This is a genomic window from Pseudoalteromonas sp. OANN1 (assembly GCF_024124685.1).
GTDB classification, from domain to species: Bacteria; Pseudomonadota; Gammaproteobacteria; order Enterobacterales; family Alteromonadaceae; genus Pseudoalteromonas; species Pseudoalteromonas piscicida.
In genome coordinates, this window is sequence record NZ_JAMXSE010000001.1 from 424,186 (window position 1) to 441,983 (window position 17,798).

Consider the following 17,798-nt stretch of genomic DNA (forward strand, 5'->3'; position numbering starts at 1 on the left):
CTAGTTTAGAGTAACAGGCTCAGCACGACTTTGAGCCAATGAGAGTGGTATTGACGGCGTAGCCACCAACATGACAAATGCGGCGTTTGCATAAGGGAGCGAAAGCGTCTCTGCAGAGTGAAAATTCACAGCTGTTGCCCCTAACTTTTCACGCTTAAACGACTTGGGTAACGGCACACCAGCCTCACTACTCCAATAGTCACCATTTTTAATGTGTGGGAAAAAATCACTTGCGATATGGGGCTTTCCGGGACTATTTGGCGTTTGAATTAAAGAGCGCAGCTCATCAGGTGTAGGTAAACGCCACTCGGCACTACCGCATAATCTAGCTTGGTTAGTTTTACGGATCAGATCTTGGCTGTCGCAGTGGGATGCTTCGAAATAACAATCACCTTGATCAGCATAACCAAATTGACCGTCATACCAAGAGTAACTCCAATAGCCATCGTGAATAGACTCATCATCTCGTTTTACTTCCCAGATCAGATTAAGCTTTTTGTCATAGACACAATGCCAAGGACCCTGCCATACAGACAAAAACTGCATGTCATTGGTGACTTTAATAAAGCGTGCGTGAGTTGGAGTCTCTCGCTCAGATGCGCTGAATAACAAGTAGCTCATCGCCACAGCGGCAATCGCTAAACTAAGTATTAAACGTGAGGCAACGGTCATCGCATATACCTCAATTGAATCGCTCTGTGGTGACGAGTATGCGCGATTTGCGCGTGATCAAATGCGGAGACCCACATGCAAACACCAGAGCGCAGTTCAACATCAAGGGTAGAATGCGTTTGGTGTTTACGTACCAGCTCTAGCGTCCAATAACCATCGTGCCACTCTCCCCTAGCCCTAACATCGGCTCTATCTCCCTCAAAGCGATTTGAACGGTACAACACGGACGGTAACTGTTCGCCAATTTTCGCCATGTCTCGTTGTGGGTTGTAGGTTTCGCTGGCAAACCAATCAAGGACTTTGCGCTCAGTGATATCTGGCGATGGGATTGGTATTCGCTTTGGCGTAACCTCAGTCGGTGAGTACCAGCGCCAGTTCATCACATAAGCACCGCTTTCTTTGCTATCAGGTTGATACCCTGCGGTGTAGCGTCTTTGCCCAAGTGCAACGCTTTGAGGCGGCCCAAAAAAATTATCATCGGCCAAGTACATGTCATTGGTTCTCAGCGCTTTCCAGTGCCATAAATCTCGCGTGCGGCCGTCCGTACTTGCATGATAGCCCTTGCCATGCCAGTTACGGGGCTTGCCTGCAAGCGGCGCATCGCCGTATTGAACGGTGCCATCACCTCCTAGTTCACAGGTAGTCGATAGCATAATGGCAAACTTATCTTCATAATAAGTGCGCTCGTCAAAGCGATAAAAGCCATTTTCTTGTACTTGCCAACCGTTCGAGGTTTTTTCCAGCGGCAGATGCTCTAGGCTTTCGGTCGGATCTTGCCAGCGGATCAGAAAAAAGGTTTCATCATGGTTGCTCAACGCTTTTATTTCGACCTCACTACTCCCATCCAAGAAGTTTGCACCACCAAATGTAGTTAACTTAATAGGCTTAGCACGCAACCATTCCGGCTCGTCTCCTTTACCGTCTATTTCAAGGTGGCTTTGCCTTGATAGCGGCGCAACTTCTAGCCGTAAATGCTGCTCTGCAACAATAAGCTTTATGCCAAGGCCGCAAAAATACACCAGGGCAACACTGCAACTGAGTAAAATAAGCGCGTTTCTAGGCAATAATACGCTCAGTACTTGCTTACCCTTAAACACGGTGTGCTTTATGCCATGTAACACCAAATACAAAAAAATGCCTGTCGCTGATAACCCATGAATGACTAGACTTAGACTCTCTGGATTGAGCCAAAGTAACCAACCTGTGGCTATACTCAGCACGATAACAAGATACCCAAAGTAGTTAACGGCTTTATCAAACTTGCTTGGTGCGCCATGAAACGGTGTGCGAATGGTTGCCACAGTAAAAACAATCGCAATCAAGGTGAGTAAGCAACCAAATAACACATGCACTGACAGCAACGCGCCTTGGGGAAGCAAAGGCGAAAGAAACGTAAGAAAATCATGATTGATAATGCCCAAACGAGGACCTGTCAGTAACCCAACCAAGATAACTATGACCGCCATAACATGAAAAATGGCAAAACTACTTCGACGCACAACCGCTCCCAAACAAATAAAGTAAATTTAGTGTAAACAAATAAATTTACATAAATATTTCATATTTGGAAAGATGAGACTTTCTCATCTTGTGAATTAGCGGCACGTGTAATGTCGTGTAACTTGATTGTTAATTAGTTTGTACTAAGGTAGTTGGTACTTCCACCGTCACGGACAGTTCAACATGAACAATAGACTAGTAATAAAATATGTAAGTGCGGCAGTGGCTTGCACATTGTTTCTCGCAAGTTGTAGCTCACCAAGTAAAAAACCTTCAGTGCCAAAAGAAACGCTCGACCCGGTTGCAGAATCTGGTCAAGTGCCTGAGCGAGTTTGGCTCAATCAAGGGTGGTCAGATAAACTTCGGCAAGACTTTTGGTTTACAGGCCAAGGGTCACAAATCATTCCCTATACTTGGTTTACTTGGTTAGAGCAACCCAACAGTAAAAAGCTCTTTCGCGATAGCGAACATATGGAAATGCTGCGCTACCTGCCCAGTAAAACCGCCGCCAATAACCCTTCAGGCTTGCCCATCGGTTTTGCCGTGCATAACAATCAAACCACGGGACAAGCTTGGGTCGGGATGACCTGTGCCGCATGTCACACTAACCAAATTGACTATAATGGCACAAAAATCTTGGTAGAAGGTGCGCCCACCCTCGCCAACTTTGTACTCTTCTTTAGCCGCCTAAATGCCGCGTTAGAAGCGACCCTTAACGATAATCAAAAGTTTAGCCGTTTCGCGATGCGCGTATTAAAAGAAGGGGCATCGCAAGAATTGATTGATGATCTACGAGACGATCTCAAGCATGTGGCGCTTGCAACCGCCGAGCGACAAACCGTTAATGACTTGCCCGAAGACTATCCAGACGATTTTACTAGCTATGCTCGACTTGATGCATTTGGCAATATACAAAACGCCGGCACGGCATTTGCGCTTGACGACCTTAACAATAAAAATGCGCCCACCGCGCCCGTCTCCTATCCATTTTTATGGGGGACGCACCAGTCAAATGTTGTGCAGTGGAATGCTTCCGCCCCCAATATTCCTGTGGTCGGCCCATTAGTACGCAACATTGGTGAAGTTGTCGGTGTGTTTGGTTCGTTATCCATTGAAGAAGCACCGGTTTGGCAGCGCGTTTGGGGAAAACATGCTCGATATAGCTCAACGGTAGACATGCATGCGTTAGGGCAACTAGAAGCCTGGGTAAAAACACTTCTGCCACCAGCTTGGCCTGAGCAATACCTTCCGGGGATTGACACCAATAAGGCGGCACAAGGAAAAATGCTATTCCAAGCAAATTGTGCCAACTGCCACCAACTCATTGATAGCAAAAACTTACTCAAGGATTACGAAGCAGTAAAAGTACCGGTAAAAGAGATAGGTACCGATCCGACTATGTCTAATAACGCAAGCTGCCACATGGCAAAAACACTGTTCTTGGAAGGCACAAAAACCGACATTATCGCGGGAGACAAATTCCAAGCAGTGGATAGCGCTATCGATATCCCAGTAAATGGCGTGGTGGGTCTAGTGCTAAAAGATCCCATCAAAGCAATCGAAGCGGGCTTAATAGCAGAGCGCACCGGGCCTGATGGTAAGAAAACCACCGTGAAAAAGTCCATTGAAGAGCGCCTCAAAGTCTATTTGGCAAATAGACAACAGTTAACGCCCAATACTAACGAAGATTGTGTTGATGGTTTTTACGACGCGGGGGTCTACAAAGCAAGGCCGCTAAATGGAATTTGGGCAACCGCGCCTTATTTACATAATGGCTCGGTGCCAAACCTATGGTCACTACTACAATCACCAGAGTCGCGCCCAGATACCTTCTGGGTTGGCAGTCGCGAATTCGACCCTATCAATGTTGGCTATATTACTCATCAAGGCATGAACGAGTTCAAAGTGAACAAAGCCAGCGGCGAGGTGATGCCGGGCAATGATAACAGCGGTCACGTTTACGGCACGACCTTGAGTGACAATGAAAAATGGCAAATCGTTGAGTTTTTGAAAACGCTATAAACGCCATGTAGCACTAAAAACAAAGGGCCGAATACAGGCCCTTTGACTTATAACCGAAAACGTTATTTAAAATGACTCGTGCAACACCACCAGCGCACTTAACTTGCTTGCGCCAAACGTCATCATTTTTTCAAAATCCGACCTTGCAATGGGTACTTGCTGGCAGTCGATAGGGTTTTGATCGTCCTCGACATCAGGGTCATTAAGATATAAACACAATTCATCCAACCCCGTAATAAGCACCCAATGTGGCGCTTTTTTGCCGTTTAGTCTGTAGGTGCTGATCAAAGCCAATACCGCACTGCCCTGTAACAACCATTGTTCAACCTGTTCAAGCTTTACATCGGCTTGATGAATAGCAATATCACGATATTCACACTCTTGACGGAATTGCTCATGAACTAAGGTCATCACCTGTTTTTTCTGCGCGCTTCTCACGCCATCTAAAAATAGCGGGCCCGCCGTATTCACCATCACCTCTGCCGCAAAACCACGGCGCTCCGCAGCCAATGCCAATCCAAATGGGTGACAGCCGCCGTGACCTGCGGTCATAAAGATGGTGGTCGCTTCACGCCATATCTCAAGCTCTAAGGCCTGATCGCCCATACAGCCTGGATCTATGCTTGCCATTGCCATCATCAGTGACGCCGGTCCGCAGGTAAAGTCTGTCGTTTGCTGATACCAAGGAGCTTGGTGCAACACCGCCTTTTGCGACAGCTTACGCACGCATTTTTGCATTCTTAGCGCATCGTCATGATCCGCGTAATAGTTTTGATACTCGCCAAATACACGATAACCCATGCGTTTATATAAGCCGATGGCCGCGTCATTGCGTTTAGCCACTTCTAAACGCATATATAACCAGCCCATTTCACCCGCTCTAACTTCAAGCTCAGACATCAATTGGCGTGCGATCCCTTTACCTTGATGATGAGGCGATACCGCCAATGAATAAAGCCTTGCTAGCCGCGTCCCTTGGTGCAACCAAAGCAATCCATAGCCCACAAGTTCCCCTGCTAACTTTGCAGTGAGCAGCAAGCTATGTTCAAAACTGATGTAATGCTTGAGTTGGCGGCGACTCAGTCTATCTGCACTAAAGCAGCTTTGCTCCAGCGCATTCAGTGAATTCAAATCCTGCAGTGTCGCCTTTTCAAGCACCAACGCGGCTTGCAACATTACTTTTTACCCCTCGCTTCAAGACGTCTTGAAAATTCAGACATCACCTGCATGTACAGCTCGTCACCGAGATATTTGTCTTCAACCCCTTGATCAATATTGGGGTTGTCGTTTACTTCAAGCACGTAGGCTTTGCCGTTGTGCTCTTTAATATCAATACCATACAAACCATTACCCACAACTGCCGCCGCTTTTAACGCTGCACGTAACACCGCTTTTGGCACTTCAAACGTTGGTAGCGTGTCAAACCCACCCGAGAAATTACGTTTTGACTCATGGTTATAGATTTGCCAATGGTTACGTGCCATATGGTAACGGCATGCGTAGATCGCACGGCCATTTAATACCCCAATACGCCAGTCGTAATCTGTGTATAAGTAAGCTTGCGCCAACACAATCGCGGAGACGCTCATCAGCTCTTGTAAACGCTCGCCAAGCTCTTCTTTGGTTTTTACTTTAAATACGCCTTTTGAGAACGAACTCTCAGGCATTTTAAGCACCATAGGTAACGATAACTCAGCAATAAGTTTATCGATTACTTGTTCATTACACTGACTCACAAATCGCGTTTCTAAACTTGGCACCTTCTTGTAATTAAAAGCATCATGTAAAAACACCTTATTACAACAGCGTAGGATCGAGCTTGGGTCATCAATTACCACTAAATCTTTTTGCTCTGCTTCTTGCGCAAGGCGATAAGTATGGTGATCAATCGCTGTGGTTTCACGAATAAATAGTCCATCGTATTGACCTAAGTTGTATAACTCAGCCGCTTCTAATGGATGGACTTTAATGCCAAGCTTTTCACCCGCTTTTACAAAGCGGCTGATCGCCCCTTTGTTACTTGGCGGCAACTTTTCATCATGGTCCACCAGCATCGCGATATCCCAGCGATACTTTTTGTGACTCTTACGTTTGTTCCACTGAGTGGCATGCACATGACCTAATACTTGAGTACAAAACTCAAGCTGCGCCACCTGTAGAGTCGAAAAGTCTCGACGCTGCACCTGCACACGCACGCCTTTATCTTGCTGCTGTAATGTCACTTTTAGTAAAGGCGCTGGAAATTGCTGAAATAAATACGCCGCCAACTTACTAAACTCAGGCTGTTGGGTTTCGCCCATACAAATGATCAGCTCAGCGTCATCGGCAATCGCAATCCCACGCTTATCAAACCAAGCTTGCGATAAAAACAACGCATTATCGCCATCACGTAAACCGTTAATAACTTTTAGACTCGGAAGTACTTGGTGATTACGCGCTTCAGCAAGTAAAGAGCAGTAATAACCTTGGCTTAAATAACGGTCACAGTCACATAAATTAATCACTCGAAGTTTTGATTCACCGAGCTTTGGGTACTCTTGCAAATACGTTTCAAACGTCACTACGTTATTTGCCAAAGGCAGTACATCTGCATTTTGATCAACAACGAATAGAGTAGATAGCATCTAAATAATCCTTAGGTGGCGATGCGTTGGCACATCATTACATGATGGTTTAGGCACCCCACGATTTAACATAGGGTTAGTGGGCAAATTCAAGGGCCCACATTAAAGTGGAGTAGTTGTAATCTTAAATATAGCACTTAGCAATTGAGTAATTTTGATTCTCAAGATAAATCTTTCTTGCTGTCGGCGGTTGGAATAAAAGGATTTATTTTCAATAAGTTAAAAATCACAAAAGCGTATACAATTAGATTTGATTGAAACGATTAAGATTTCTCGTGTTTACAAACAGATATCAAGGATGAAATAGCAAGCGGTAGGCATGCTTAGGAACACCACGAGCAATGAGTGCTTTGGTTGTAGTTGCTATATTTGAGAGCAGATGACCACTAAAGGATAAGCCTTAATTTCATCTGATGGGAAGTCGTGAGTAAACAGCGAGAGTGGACAGAGCTCCACCCTATTGATGATTTCAAGACAGGTATTTTTAAGCCGCTTGAATCGTTAAGAATACGAGCAATAGGGTTACTTGAGTCGTGGTCAAGAGAAAGCAATGCAAATGTGTAATGCAGTGTAATTTCAATTGTTAAAAATAAATGATAAAAGTCTGTTACAAATTTGCCACACAATGAAAAAATGAAAGATCTCGAATACCTCACCGGTGAAATTTAAAGTTGAGTATTCAGTTGTTGCAATCGTTGTGTCCGTAATCAGTGTTGCAGTTAGAGTAACCGTTTCCGTATAAGTAGCTATAACAAGCGCCTTAAGAATGGGTTCTAAAGCTTGGCTGGCACTCATTCTTCGCTAACTTTAGCCAAAAAAGTTATGCAATTTTAAACATGTCAATAGAAATTATTGGATATTTATGAAATCAAGAGATTTAAAAACAATATATGACGTTATTGTAACTGAATACATAATGACACATATCGGTGAAGGCCGATTCTTACACACATTTAAGCCGAAAACGACGAATACTTTATATCAGTTCGAAGCTAATGGTGTCGCAGAGATGGAAGAAGGCGAAAGGTACAACATCGGATTCCGTGAGGATAAAATGGTCGTAAGATCGTCGACTTGTCGTGTATTTCAAAATCAGACAGTGTAAACCCAATGTTATCCTATATGTATGCAAAAGAGTTTTCTAGAGCTAAACATACAGTTAACAAGCAGAAAAACGACGAAAGGGTTACACATAAAGGCACAGATGGTTATTTATGGGGTAAGAAATATGCGTGGCGTGAGTTTGGTCTGGTAATTTCAAAAGATGCTTTTTATGCCTACTTGAAGCAAATCGATCATCCTAAAGTGCCTTGTATAACGGTAAATCCAGATATGAAATTTAGTAATGAACCTTCAACAGCATACAAAGAAGAGGGATTAGCTGAAGCCATGGAACTGTTAATTACGATCGCTGAGAAAAAAACCAAAGCTCTATACAAATCACCTCATTATAGTAAACGTTTCTCTATTCGAGGCGTCGAAGCTATTACGGACAAAAAATAGCATAACAACTGTTTGAGAGTGATTCGAAACGCATGGCTTTTTTGTTATGAGTTGCTCTGAGTGTTTAAGGTTGTATGCGGCGGCATCAGTATTGCGTTACTCCGCCCCTAACAGGCGTTAGGAGTACAAATTAGTTGTTGTAAGTAAAATAGTAATAAAGGAAAAAAAATGGCTTATAGATATGATAGTGACTTAGAATTTTTAGGAGCGATTAAATCTGAAGATCTTAGTGACTTAGTTTATTGTTTAACTCATGATAAGGATGGTGAGGAGCGTTTTACTGAAGAGCTTACTCAGCATGCAAACTATAAAAGACACTATCCAGATCATTCGATGTACTGGGAAGAAATAGCTGCTGAAATACAATGTTTTGGTGCCAACACTTTTGTGACTCTCCTACGTGGTGGTAAAGGCGTCGAGTATAAGGAAGTGTTGACTGATGTCTGCGACAAGATGAAAGTAAATTACAATGAAAACTCTAGTGTTGAAAAGATTGAGCAAAATTTGCTAATGAAAATTCTCGAGGACGCTATTGAAAAAATGTCTCCGGAAGAGCTCAAAGAATTGGCATTGAGTACTGGTGTAGAAAATACTTCAGGTATAACGAAAGAAGCAATGGTTGGTCTTTTTCAGGCGGTATTCCGTGCCGGAGGTTTTAAGTCATACCAGCTAACACTAATTATCGTAAATGCCGTAGCTAAAGCTCTAATTGGTCGCGGCTTGACGTTCGCAGGTAATGCTGCGCTTACTAGAACAATGGCGGTTTTGACTGGACCAATTGGTTGGGCTATCACAGGCTTGTGGACAGCAGTTGATGTTGCCGGGGCTGCATACCGTGTAACAATCCCTGCCGTAATTCAAGTATCCGTTTTGAGGCAAAAACATATATATGAAAAACAAGCTGAAGAAGTTGAGTTTTCGTAAGACGCATCGATAACAACCTGTTCGAAATCAATTCACAAAGAGAGAGCAGATGACACCCATCACATATTTTCACCGATACTGGGAAGGTACTTCAAAGTTGAAAATGTTATCTTTTTGATACACAAACTTTAGGTGGGTGTCAGCACAAACTTTAACGATTAGTCTTCAATAAAATTAGCCGTATATTGCGGCATTATGTGCTAGGAGGTCAAATGAGCAAATATGGAGATGTTGCTGTAGGAGCTACTCATATCGCTCAAACTGGAGTCTGTCCAGTTGAAGCTTGGAATACAGCCGCAGAAAAAGAGTTCAAGGACAGTACTGCTTCCATTAAAAAAGGATGTCCAAAAAACGCTTTTCTAGGTTTAGCTGAAAATGGCTTTGTCGTCGGTGTGCCCAAAGGAAGCTATACAAAATCAGTTTTAAATAAACAGTATGCTTTAAGGGCTGTTAGGCTGTTAAACGAAAAGCCAGATATGCAAAATGACATCAAAAAACTTTGGATTCAGTCATGTGGCTCTGAGTCTAAAGTTCATAATAGCCAAATGGATGTTGTTGTGTCGTTGTGGTCTCAAGGATTACTGGAGTAAGCACATGGAGTCGATCATGAAGTCTGGAGTCAATGATACCCATCACTACGTTTCAGTATTAAAACTTAAATGACATTTTTAGAACATTAGAACACCCCAATTTGAGGTGGGTGTAAGCGATTTAGGATTTAGTGGAATAAGTGACACCCCCTATTATTTGTATCTATACTGGCAAAGTGAGATTAAAAAGCACGCAAATTTAAGGTGGGTGTCAGTACAAGCTTTAGATGACATCCATCACATATTTTTGCCGATACAGGGAGGGCACTTCAAAGTTGAAGCTGTCATCTTTTGAATACACAAACTTTAGGTGGGTGTCAGCGATTTAAGCGATTTATTCAACAGAGACCAACCTTATAAGACATAGCAAAAAAATGACAGTGACGTTTAGAGTAAACAATTGAACCAAGCACGGAACTCGGCTAAGGTTGATACCACAATGCAAAACGTATTAAAAACGAGCAATTCCACAGGCTCGTTATGTGTAAGTGTTTTGGGGTCATTTATTAAAACTAAAGGGAGTTGTTATGAAAGGTCAAATTAGTCTTGCTGATTTTATTAGTGAAGTAAAAAAGGAATTGGTTGAGGCTGTAAAAAACAAAAAAGAAGACGATGATCCATTTTTTACGCTTAATGCAGTTGAGCTTCAAACAGAGTTTGGATTAAAGGCCGAAGCAAGTGGCGGGTTTAAATTTTTTGTCGATTTATCGGCCAAAACCGAAGCAAATCAAAGACACTGTGTCACTCTTAAGTTTTCGCCAATACGACAGTCGATAAATCCCTCTTTACTTAGTGGTGGAGGAGGAAATAGCATCACAGCCCACGGCGATATAACTGTATCAACTCCAGAACAAGCAGTTGCAATTCGGCAATATCTGCAAGCACACCCTGAAGTTATAGATCCAGATGGTATAAATTTTCATGTTGTTACTATGCCGGTAGCTGGGAAATTAGAGGGTGAAGCGTAATTGCATATAACGAGAGACTATGGCGTCAATAACTGACTTTATGCTTTGCCGATTGCGACATGAAACGCATTGCTTATGAACAGAGCGAAAAGATGACACCTATCACTACGTTTCAGTATTAAAACTTAAGTGGCATTTTTAGAACACGTCGATCTGAGGTGGGTGTCAGCGATTTATTTCTCGGCTTAGTAGAAAGGGAATGAAAAAGTGCTAACAAGCCAAGTCAGGAGTATTCGTAAATAGGAAATCGATGACACCCACTATATATTCCCACTGCATATTTGCACCGAAGCTGGGAATTTGACTAACAAACCAAAACTTACCTACCTTCGGTTCTTCACTTTAGCTTTGACGGTGGTTTCCCATACCATTTTAAACACACCTTATTCAGCGCACTTTGTTCTGTAAAACCGAGTGCGTCTACAATATCGAGTAACCTTGTGTTGCCGATGAGTTGTTCAAATCTATGCTTTCGCTCTCGGTCGAGTAAGGCTCTAAAGCTGGTGTGTTGTGTTTTTAGCTTACGCTGCATCGAACGCACACTCATGTTTAATGCCTTAGCAATACTTGCTTGGTTGACTCCAGTCAGTGAGTGCTTTGCCGCAAGTAAATTGGCAACACGCGTTTTTAAATCATGATTATCACAAAGCGCTGATACGCTTTTGGCAACCGCTTGCTCAATATGCTCGTGCATTAGGCTGTCGACGGTAGCGACTGGCATGGTAAGAAAATCTAACGGAAACGACAGTGCATTTTCAGGGCAATTTTGCGATACGGGGCAACCAAACCAAGTTTGCAACCGCTGTAATTCTAGGTCACACACGCTAAAGCTAAGCTGGAGTTGGTTAGGCGATAAAGTTGATCGCAAAAGCTGCCGTGCAGCGCTCACCCAAGCGGTCATATTACGCAAAATGGCTTGCTTACCCAGCGGGGTTTTTGGTTGCCAAGTTAACTTGGCATTGTCACTATCACTTGTGAATACGGCGAGGCCAATATCGGCGACAATTGCGTCGTAATGCAATAATGAGGTTATAGCCTGCTGCAAGTCTTTACTGGTTTCGACCAAATAACCAAGCGCCCCATAGTCATGCAACTGAATGGCTTTACCCAGTTCAAAACCAATCAAGGGATCGCCGCTTAACTCCTGCCCTACCTCAAGCAACCGCTCGTACTCAACGAGTGTTACACGTTCAGGCCGTGACGCCACCAGCTCAGCAAACTCGCCTTGCAGTCTCTTGTCATCGGTAAAATGGTCATGGAGATATACCCACGCACTATAAAAATAAACAAACGAAGTGGAGTGCATTGCAGTTCCTTTTGTCGTATTTGGACAAATTGTTGGCGCAGTTTGGCAGGATTGTCAATGACTAACCCGTTACCCTTGTGCATATAAAGTACCAAAGCTTTGGCTAAAGAAGGAGCTGTATATGGTTGATGTATCACTAATTTTACTGGCACTCAGTCCCGTCTTTTTACTTTGTGTTGCCTGGGAATATATTAAGCACCACGAATACTATGATTGGCGAGACTCAATACTCAATGCCCTACTCGCCTTGCTCCATCAAGGCAGCGACGCGCTGGCTTTGCTTGTGCTGATGCCGCTCTTTTACTGGCTCCATCAATTTGCCTTATTCACAATCGAATTAAGTATCTTCACTTTGCTCTTTGGGTTTATCTTGCAAGATTTTTTGTATTACTGGTTTCACCGCGCATCACATTGCACTCACTGGCTTTGGAGTGCACACGTAGTCCATCACAGTTCTAACAACATGAACTTTACCACCGCATTTCGCCAAAGCTTACTTTACCCTATTGTTGGTATGTGGCTATTTTGGCTGCCTATGATACTACTTGGATTTACCCCGACTTTGGTATTTGCCATCGTCGCAATCAACTTGGCTTTTCAATTTTTTGTCCATACACAAACGGTTAATCGATTAGGGATGGTAGAGCGAATTTTTAATACGCCTTCCCACCACAGAGTCCATCACGCCAGTAATCCTGACTATATAGATAAAAACTTTGCTGGGGTGCTGATCATTTGGGATAAGCTTTTTGGCACCTTTGTTGAAGAGCGTGAAGACATAACAATTTGCTATGGAATAAGAGGTGCGGCGCCAAAGCAGACCCCTTTAGATGTAAACTTTGCTCAGTGGCGTCATATGTTCCACTGCTTTTCACAAGCAAACACCTTAAAGGGCAAATGGTTGGCGTTATTTGGTTATCCAACCCACTTACCCGACAAACCTAAGAATACAGCTTCAGTCAAGCCCTAGTGAGCTATTTATACCGCTCTGCCTTTTCTACAAGCGCTTGGCAGTACATTCTTAGTTTATCGCGCAGCACTCTCACGCTTGGGTTGATCATTTGCTTTGACGGGCAGATCAACCACAGCGGCTTACATTCAACGCGGTAGTCATTTAATATACTTTGCACCACACCTTGCTCTAATTGGTCTGCTACATCTATCGCGGAGCGCAGTGAAATACCCGCTCCTTGCGCACACCAGCGCTTTACCACATCCGCATCATTACTGGTTCTCCGCCCTTTAAGCACCACTTTGTAAGTTTGTTCATTTTTCGTCAGTTTCCACGTATCAAACTTACTGCCTCTGATCAAAAAGAACAGCCCTTGGTGCTCGCTTAATTCCTCATGATCCTTTGGTGTACCCTGTTTTTCTAGGTATTCCGTAGAGGCACACAGCAGCAATGGCACATCACAAATTTTAAAGCCGTAGAAGCTACTGTCTTCAGGCGCACCATAGCGCAGCGCGATATCAACACCGTCACGATAAAAGTCGAGATTGTGATCATTAAGAATAAGCTTCAGGGCAAGTTTAGGGTATTCATCAAGTAATTCGTCTAGCCAAGGAAGGAGGATATTACGACCAAAATCTGACGGTGCGGTTAACCTTAGCTCACCGTCAATTTCGTTGTCGTTGTCGAGCACCTGCTTTTTGCCATCAGCCAAAAGCGCAAGTGCCTGCTCGCAAATTGGCAAGTAAGTTTCACCTTGCTTTGATAGCCTTAAGCTGCGCGTAGAACGCACAAAAAGTTGAAAGCCAAGGAGCTTTTCTACTCGCTTTATCGCAGCGCTCGCTGTAGCAACCTGCATATCTAACTGCGCAGCCGCCGCACTAATATTGCCAAGCTGAGCCGTTTTCATTACGACGATTAAATCTTGTGTATTCATTTTCAAAAAATTTTTTAAACTATTTAACTCATTATCATCTTTTTATTGATTATGTAAATCCATATTATGTCTTTAAAGCAATTTTAGGAGTCTGATATGTACACATTACGCGATGCAATCCACAATCGTTATTCAACAAAAGCCTTTGATCCTAATAAAAAAATTAGTGATTCAGATATTGACCTACTCAAGCAGGCGCTAAGACTAAGCCCGTCTAGTACCAACGTTCAGCCATGGCATTTTGTCATCGCAAGTACTGAGGCTGGAAAAACTCAAGTGGCAAAAAGCACGCAAGAGAATTACAAATTTAATGAAGCAAAAGTACTAAATGCATCGCATGTTGTTGTATTTGCTGCAAAACAAAATATAGATGATACGCATTTAGATAAAGTGCTTGCCAAAGAAAGTGCTGATGGCCGATTTGAAAAAGGCTCTGAGATCGAGGCACAAATGAACAATGGCCGTCGCTATTTTGTCGGCTTAAATCAAACCAGCGATGAAGCAATCAAAGCATGGACTGGCAAACAAGTTTATTTAAATCTTGGACAGTTCTTGCTCGGTGCGGCATCTCTTGGCATTGACTCAGTTCCTATCGAGGGTTTTGATGCTGAAATCCTCAGCAATGAGCTTGGGTTAACTGAGCAAGGCTTTGACGCTCTTGCCATTGTCGCATTGGGCTATCGAGACGAAGGTGATTTTAATGCTAAATTACCTAAATCTCGCCTTGCTATCGACGATATCATTACCGAAATCTAATACTCAGTTTGGCGCTGATAATGGCTAGCTATATAACGTCAGTGCCACTCCAACTTCTGTTGGAATACCATTTCAAACACCTCAATGTAAACCAATGTGAATGAAACAATAAATTCACAACTACCCTCTCCCCAGTTTTGTATTAAATTTATCCATACTTTTCAATAACATTACAGTTATTTGAAATTATTGGTAATTTTTTAATGTGAATTTTTTAACTCTGTTGTGAAAATTCTGCTTGAAACATTGAATATATTATTGTTAATTAAAAGTGAAGAGTGAATTCACCTTTAAAAATAACGAAATGACAACAAGTAAACTCAGTCCTCGCCACTGGTTTTGTACCTGCCAACCGAGAGACTGTAGCAACCTCAACAGGAAGAAATAATGAAGCTACTATCACGCACACTATCTACAGGGTTACTCGCAGCAGCCGTAACCGCATCACTGAATGCTCAAGCAATGAATAAAAACCTAGCGGTAAGCGTTGATGTCGACACAAAAAGCAATGGCGATGTTATTGCGACGCTAAACATCACCAATCAGGGTAAAGGCAATCAAAAAATCTTAAGCTGGTATACAGACCTTGAAGAAGAGCATATTTTCAAAATTACGCGTGATGGTAAAGAAGTTAATTTCTTTGGTCCTCACTACAAACGCCCAGCTCCTACTGAAGCTGACTTTATCAAGTTAAAGTCTGGCGAAACGCTCACTAAATCATTTGAGCTTTCAGGCCTTTATGATCTTAGCCAGCCAGGTAACTACGAAATTAGTTATGATGTTGAATCATTTGATCTTTTCGGTAAAAAAGAAATCCCGAGCATGACTACAAGAACGATGGGTCAGCAATCGATGATGCGTGCCGATGTAGCAGAACTCAGCTCAAATTCGGTCAATCTCTGGCTTGAAGGCGTTGCGATGACGAAGGGCAATGTTCAAGTCAATGCAAAACCAACCGCAGGCGCGGCCGATTGTACTGATGGCACTTGTTTTACAGGTCGTTGTAGTAACAGTGAAAAAACCAGTATTTTGTCAGCACTAAATGCTGCAGACCAGATCACTAATGACTCCGTTGCTTACCTAAATAGCCACTCAGCAAGCAACCCATCTACGCGTTATCAAACTTGGTTTGGCGCAGCGACAAGCAGCCGTTACGCAACCGTGAAATCTAACTTCAACGCAATCAATGATGCAATCGACAACCAAGATCTCACTTTTGACTGTAGTTGTAACAAATCATACTTTGCTTATGTATACCCAAATCAACCATACAAAGTCTATCTATGTCGCGCATTTTGGAGCGCAAATGAGCTAGGTACAGATTCACGTGCGGGCACGATTGTTCATGAGCTAAGTCACTTTAATGCCGTTGCAGGTACAGATGACATCGTTTATGGCCAATCTGGTGCGAAAAACTTAGCAAACTCAAACCCAAGTCAAGCGATTCAAAATGCTGACAGCCATGAATATTTTGCGGAAAACACTCCGTACCAAAACTAATCTCAACTAGTTATCCCTGAACGAGTATCGGGTTTAGGCAACCGTCTAAACCCGATACTATTCACAGCGATTTCAGCTAACATGAAATATACTTCTTAAATTCATCTATTTGCTGAGGAATTTCATGACTTGGGTTATCGTCGCGCTGTGTGGTTTTATCCTACTTGCTACGTTATTGCCACTTGCTAAGCATCCGCACTGGAGTGTCAGAGCAATGGAGTTCCCACGGCTTCAGCTCGCTATTATTACTGCATTTACGCTACTGCTGTCCATTTTCTACCTTAATCTTCAAAGCGTAGCCGCGCTTGCTGTCATTGCTCTATTAGGTTGTTTAAGTTTTCAACTGTGGTGGATTTTACCCTACACCCCGCTTTGGCCGGTCGAGGTAAAAAAAGCGACAACCAATACTCACACAATCAGTTTGATCACCGCCAATATCCTGCAAACCAATCGACAGTTTAATCTGATATTGGAGCAAGTTAGGACACATCAACCTGATATTTTAGTCACGTTAGAAAGTGATGAGTTATGGGAGCAACAATTAGACTCGTTGTTAGATATACTGCCCTACAGCGTTAAATGTCCACAATCCAATTTATATGGCATGCACGTTTATTCTCGCTACCCGCTAGACGAGGCAAAATGTGAGTATATCGTTGAAGAAGGCGTGCCTTCGATACATGCAAGACTCAAGATCGCTCCCCATATCACTATCCAAACCCATTTTTTGCACCCAGCACCGCCGAGCCCCACCGAGAACGAAACGGCCATTGAGCGAGATGCAGAACTGGTGGTTGTTGCCAAACGCGTCATAAAGGAGCCTTTGCCTACCATAGTCACAGGCGATCTCAATGATGTTGCTTGGTCACCAACCACGAGGTTATTTAGGAAAATAAGTGGGCTTCTTGATCCGAGAGTTGGCCGAGGCATGTTTAACACTTTTCATGCACAGTACCCGTTTGCACGCTGGCCGTTAGATCATTTGTTTGCGAGTCACCATTTCACAGTGATCAATATTAAAAGGCTCAACAACATAGGGTCAGATCACTTTGCGCTTTATGCAAAACTCGCTTATCAACCCGTAAAAAATGAAGATGAAGCAGGTCTTGAGCTGAAAAAGAAAGATATACATCGCAGCAAAGAAATTATTGAAAATGCCGTGGCAAAGCCGAATTGCAAATTATGATAACCTGAGGTTTGGATAAGGAATGAGCTAGCTCATTGTTTTTTAATCACCTTAAACTATCTTCTTATCTAGCCAGAGAGTTTTGGGGATAACTCCGCTCTCGCGTCCTGCTACCGCCCAGGTACCTACATCCTTGTAGGCAAGGCGAATTTACGCACCAATAGCTGGCTATTGGAAGTGAATTCAACGCAGTTAGCGCTAAAACTGGCTGCTAGAAAGGCATTAATTCTCCGAAGCTCATATATGGTCTCCTCCCTTATTGCAAGGTTTCTTTAGTAAATAACAGGGACAGGATTGCTGTCATATATACGGTCTGTTAATGAGTTTTATTTGAAACTCTGACCTAGATGTAAATCGCGCA

15 protein-coding genes are annotated in these 17,798 nt (G+C 43.1%); 9 read left to right on the forward strand and 6 right to left on the reverse strand.

The window, feature by feature from the left end:
* Together NH462_RS01980 and NH462_RS01985 are read right to left on the reverse strand one after the other, a co-directional pair.
* Positions 1 to 672 (reverse strand): DUF1566 domain-containing protein, encoded by a 672-nt coding sequence (locus tag NH462_RS01980; protein WP_253103496.1) that lies wholly within the window; start codon positions 670 to 672, stop codon positions 1 to 3.
* The gene (locus NH462_RS01985; RefSeq protein WP_253103498.1) at positions 669 to 2,171 is read right to left on the reverse strand and encodes an ethylbenzene dehydrogenase-related protein; all 1,503 of its coding nucleotides are present in this window, start codon (positions 2,169 to 2,171) and stop codon (positions 669 to 671) included. The genes NH462_RS01980 and NH462_RS01985 overlap by 4 nt, the downstream gene beginning before the upstream one ends.
* Before the next feature lie 184 nt (positions 2,172 to 2,355).
* Between NH462_RS01985 and NH462_RS01990 the strand changes: the two genes are divergently transcribed.
* On the forward strand, positions 2,356 to 4,194 hold the full coding sequence (locus tag NH462_RS01990; RefSeq protein ID WP_045964267.1) for a di-heme-cytochrome C peroxidase: 1,839 nt from the start codon (positions 2,356 to 2,358) through the stop codon (positions 4,192 to 4,194).
* 66 nt (positions 4,195 to 4,260) lie between these two features.
* On the opposite strand, the gene NH462_RS01995 is transcribed toward NH462_RS01990, so the two are convergent.
* Complete coding sequence (locus tag NH462_RS01995; RefSeq protein WP_045988367.1) at positions 4,261 to 5,370, reverse strand: GNAT family N-acetyltransferase/peptidase C39 family protein; 1,110 nt, start codon at positions 5,368 to 5,370, stop codon at positions 4,261 to 4,263.
* A complete protein-coding gene (locus tag NH462_RS02000) occupies positions 5,370 to 6,818 on the reverse strand; it encodes a RimK family protein (protein WP_253103500.1) in 1,449 nt (482 codons plus the stop codon). The genes NH462_RS01995 and NH462_RS02000 overlap by 1 nt, the downstream gene beginning before the upstream one ends.
* Before the next feature lie 1,122 nt (positions 6,819 to 7,940).
* On the opposite strand from NH462_RS02000, the gene NH462_RS02005 reads away from it, so the two are divergent.
* From NH462_RS02005 to NH462_RS02020, 4 genes are all read left to right on the forward strand, one after another.
* Positions 7,941 to 8,321 (forward strand): hypothetical protein, encoded by a 381-nt coding sequence (locus NH462_RS02005; protein WP_248694197.1) that lies wholly within the window; start codon positions 7,941 to 7,943, stop codon positions 8,319 to 8,321.
* 168 nt (positions 8,322 to 8,489) lie between these two features.
* The gene (locus NH462_RS02010; RefSeq protein ID WP_010375881.1) at positions 8,490 to 9,245 is read left to right on the forward strand and encodes a DUF3944 domain-containing protein; all 756 of its coding nucleotides are present in this window, start codon (positions 8,490 to 8,492) and stop codon (positions 9,243 to 9,245) included.
* Positions 9,246 to 9,457: 212 nt separating this feature from the next.
* Positions 9,458 to 9,835, forward strand: a complete 378-nt coding sequence (locus tag NH462_RS02015) for a hypothetical protein (RefSeq protein WP_010375884.1) — start codon at positions 9,458 to 9,460, stop codon at positions 9,833 to 9,835.
* A 527-nt stretch (positions 9,836 to 10,362) separates the two neighbouring features.
* Positions 10,363 to 10,803 carry a trypco2 family protein gene (locus tag NH462_RS02020; RefSeq protein ID WP_010375886.1) on the forward strand — a complete coding sequence of 147 codons (441 nt, stop codon included), beginning with the start codon at positions 10,363 to 10,365 and terminating at the stop codon, positions 10,801 to 10,803.
* A gap of 337 nt (positions 10,804 to 11,140) precedes the next feature.
* Here the strand turns inward: NH462_RS02020 and NH462_RS02025 are convergent, their stop codons facing one another.
* Positions 11,141 to 12,109: an AraC family transcriptional regulator ligand-binding domain-containing protein gene (locus NH462_RS02025; protein WP_253103503.1), complete on the reverse strand. Its 969-nt coding sequence runs from the start codon at positions 12,107 to 12,109 to the stop codon at positions 11,141 to 11,143.
* A 121-nt stretch (positions 12,110 to 12,230) separates the two neighbouring features.
* Here NH462_RS02025 and NH462_RS02030 point away from each other — a divergent pair, with 121 nt between their 5' ends.
* Positions 12,231 to 13,079: a sterol desaturase family protein gene (locus NH462_RS02030; protein ID WP_253103505.1), complete on the forward strand. Its 849-nt coding sequence runs from the start codon at positions 12,231 to 12,233 to the stop codon at positions 13,077 to 13,079.
* A gap of 4 nt (positions 13,080 to 13,083) precedes the next feature.
* Here the strand turns inward: NH462_RS02030 and NH462_RS02035 are convergent, their stop codons facing one another.
* Positions 13,084 to 13,995, reverse strand: a complete 912-nt coding sequence (locus tag NH462_RS02035; RefSeq protein WP_253103507.1) for a LysR family transcriptional regulator — start codon at positions 13,993 to 13,995, stop codon at positions 13,084 to 13,086.
* Positions 13,996 to 14,091: 96 nt separating this feature from the next.
* On the opposite strand from NH462_RS02035, the gene nfsB reads away from it, so the two are divergent.
* The 3 genes from nfsB (at position 14,092) to NH462_RS02050 (ending at position 17,437) form a co-directional block, all read left to right on the forward strand.
* Positions 14,092 to 14,751 (forward strand): oxygen-insensitive NAD(P)H nitroreductase, encoded by a 660-nt coding sequence (gene nfsB / locus NH462_RS02040; RefSeq protein WP_253103509.1) that lies wholly within the window; start codon positions 14,092 to 14,094, stop codon positions 14,749 to 14,751.
* 387 nt (positions 14,752 to 15,138) lie between these two features.
* Complete coding sequence (locus tag NH462_RS02045) at positions 15,139 to 16,251, forward strand: M35 family metallo-endopeptidase (protein WP_253103511.1); 1,113 nt, start codon at positions 15,139 to 15,141, stop codon at positions 16,249 to 16,251.
* Between the two features lie 124 nt (positions 16,252 to 16,375).
* Positions 16,376 to 17,437, forward strand: coding sequence for an endonuclease/exonuclease/phosphatase family protein (locus NH462_RS02050; RefSeq protein WP_253103514.1), 1,062 nt, complete (start codon positions 16,376 to 16,378; stop codon positions 17,435 to 17,437).
* Positions 17,438 to 17,798 lie beyond the last annotated feature (361 nt).

Excerpts from the sequence above, each read along its gene's own strand:
- NH462_RS02050 (WP_253103514.1), top strand. The coding sequence starts at position 16,376 with ATGACTTGGGTTATCGTCGCGCTGTGTGGTTTTATCCTACTTGCTACG.
- NH462_RS02015 (WP_010375884.1), top strand. The coding sequence starts at position 9,458 with ATGAGCAAATATGGAGATGTTGCTGTAGGAGCTACTCATATCGCTCAA.
- NH462_RS02035 (WP_253103507.1), bottom strand. The coding sequence starts at position 13,995 with ATGAATACACAAGATTTAATCGTCGTAATGAAAACGGCTCAGCTTGGC.
- NH462_RS02045 (WP_253103511.1), top strand. The coding sequence starts at position 15,139 with ATGAAGCTACTATCACGCACACTATCTACAGGGTTACTCGCAGCAGCC.
- NH462_RS02030 (WP_253103505.1), top strand. The coding sequence starts at position 12,231 with ATGGTTGATGTATCACTAATTTTACTGGCACTCAGTCCCGTCTTTTTA.
- NH462_RS02020 (WP_010375886.1), top strand. The coding sequence starts at position 10,363 with ATGAAAGGTCAAATTAGTCTTGCTGATTTTATTAGTGAAGTAAAAAAG.
- NH462_RS01990 (WP_045964267.1), top strand. The coding sequence starts at position 2,356 with ATGAACAATAGACTAGTAATAAAATATGTAAGTGCGGCAGTGGCTTGC.
- NH462_RS02005 (WP_248694197.1), top strand. The coding sequence starts at position 7,941 with ATGTATGCAAAAGAGTTTTCTAGAGCTAAACATACAGTTAACAAGCAG.
- nfsB (WP_253103509.1), top strand. The coding sequence starts at position 14,092 with ATGTACACATTACGCGATGCAATCCACAATCGTTATTCAACAAAAGCC.
- NH462_RS02000 (WP_253103500.1), bottom strand. The coding sequence starts at position 6,818 with ATGCTATCTACTCTATTCGTTGTTGATCAAAATGCAGATGTACTGCCT.
- NH462_RS01980 (WP_253103496.1), bottom strand. The coding sequence starts at position 672 with ATGACCGTTGCCTCACGTTTAATACTTAGTTTAGCGATTGCCGCTGTG.
- NH462_RS02010 (WP_010375881.1), top strand. The coding sequence starts at position 8,490 with ATGGCTTATAGATATGATAGTGACTTAGAATTTTTAGGAGCGATTAAA.
- NH462_RS02025 (WP_253103503.1), bottom strand. The coding sequence starts at position 12,109 with ATGCACTCCACTTCGTTTGTTTATTTTTATAGTGCGTGGGTATATCTC.
- NH462_RS01995 (WP_045988367.1), bottom strand. The coding sequence starts at position 5,370 with ATGTTGCAAGCCGCGTTGGTGCTTGAAAAGGCGACACTGCAGGATTTG.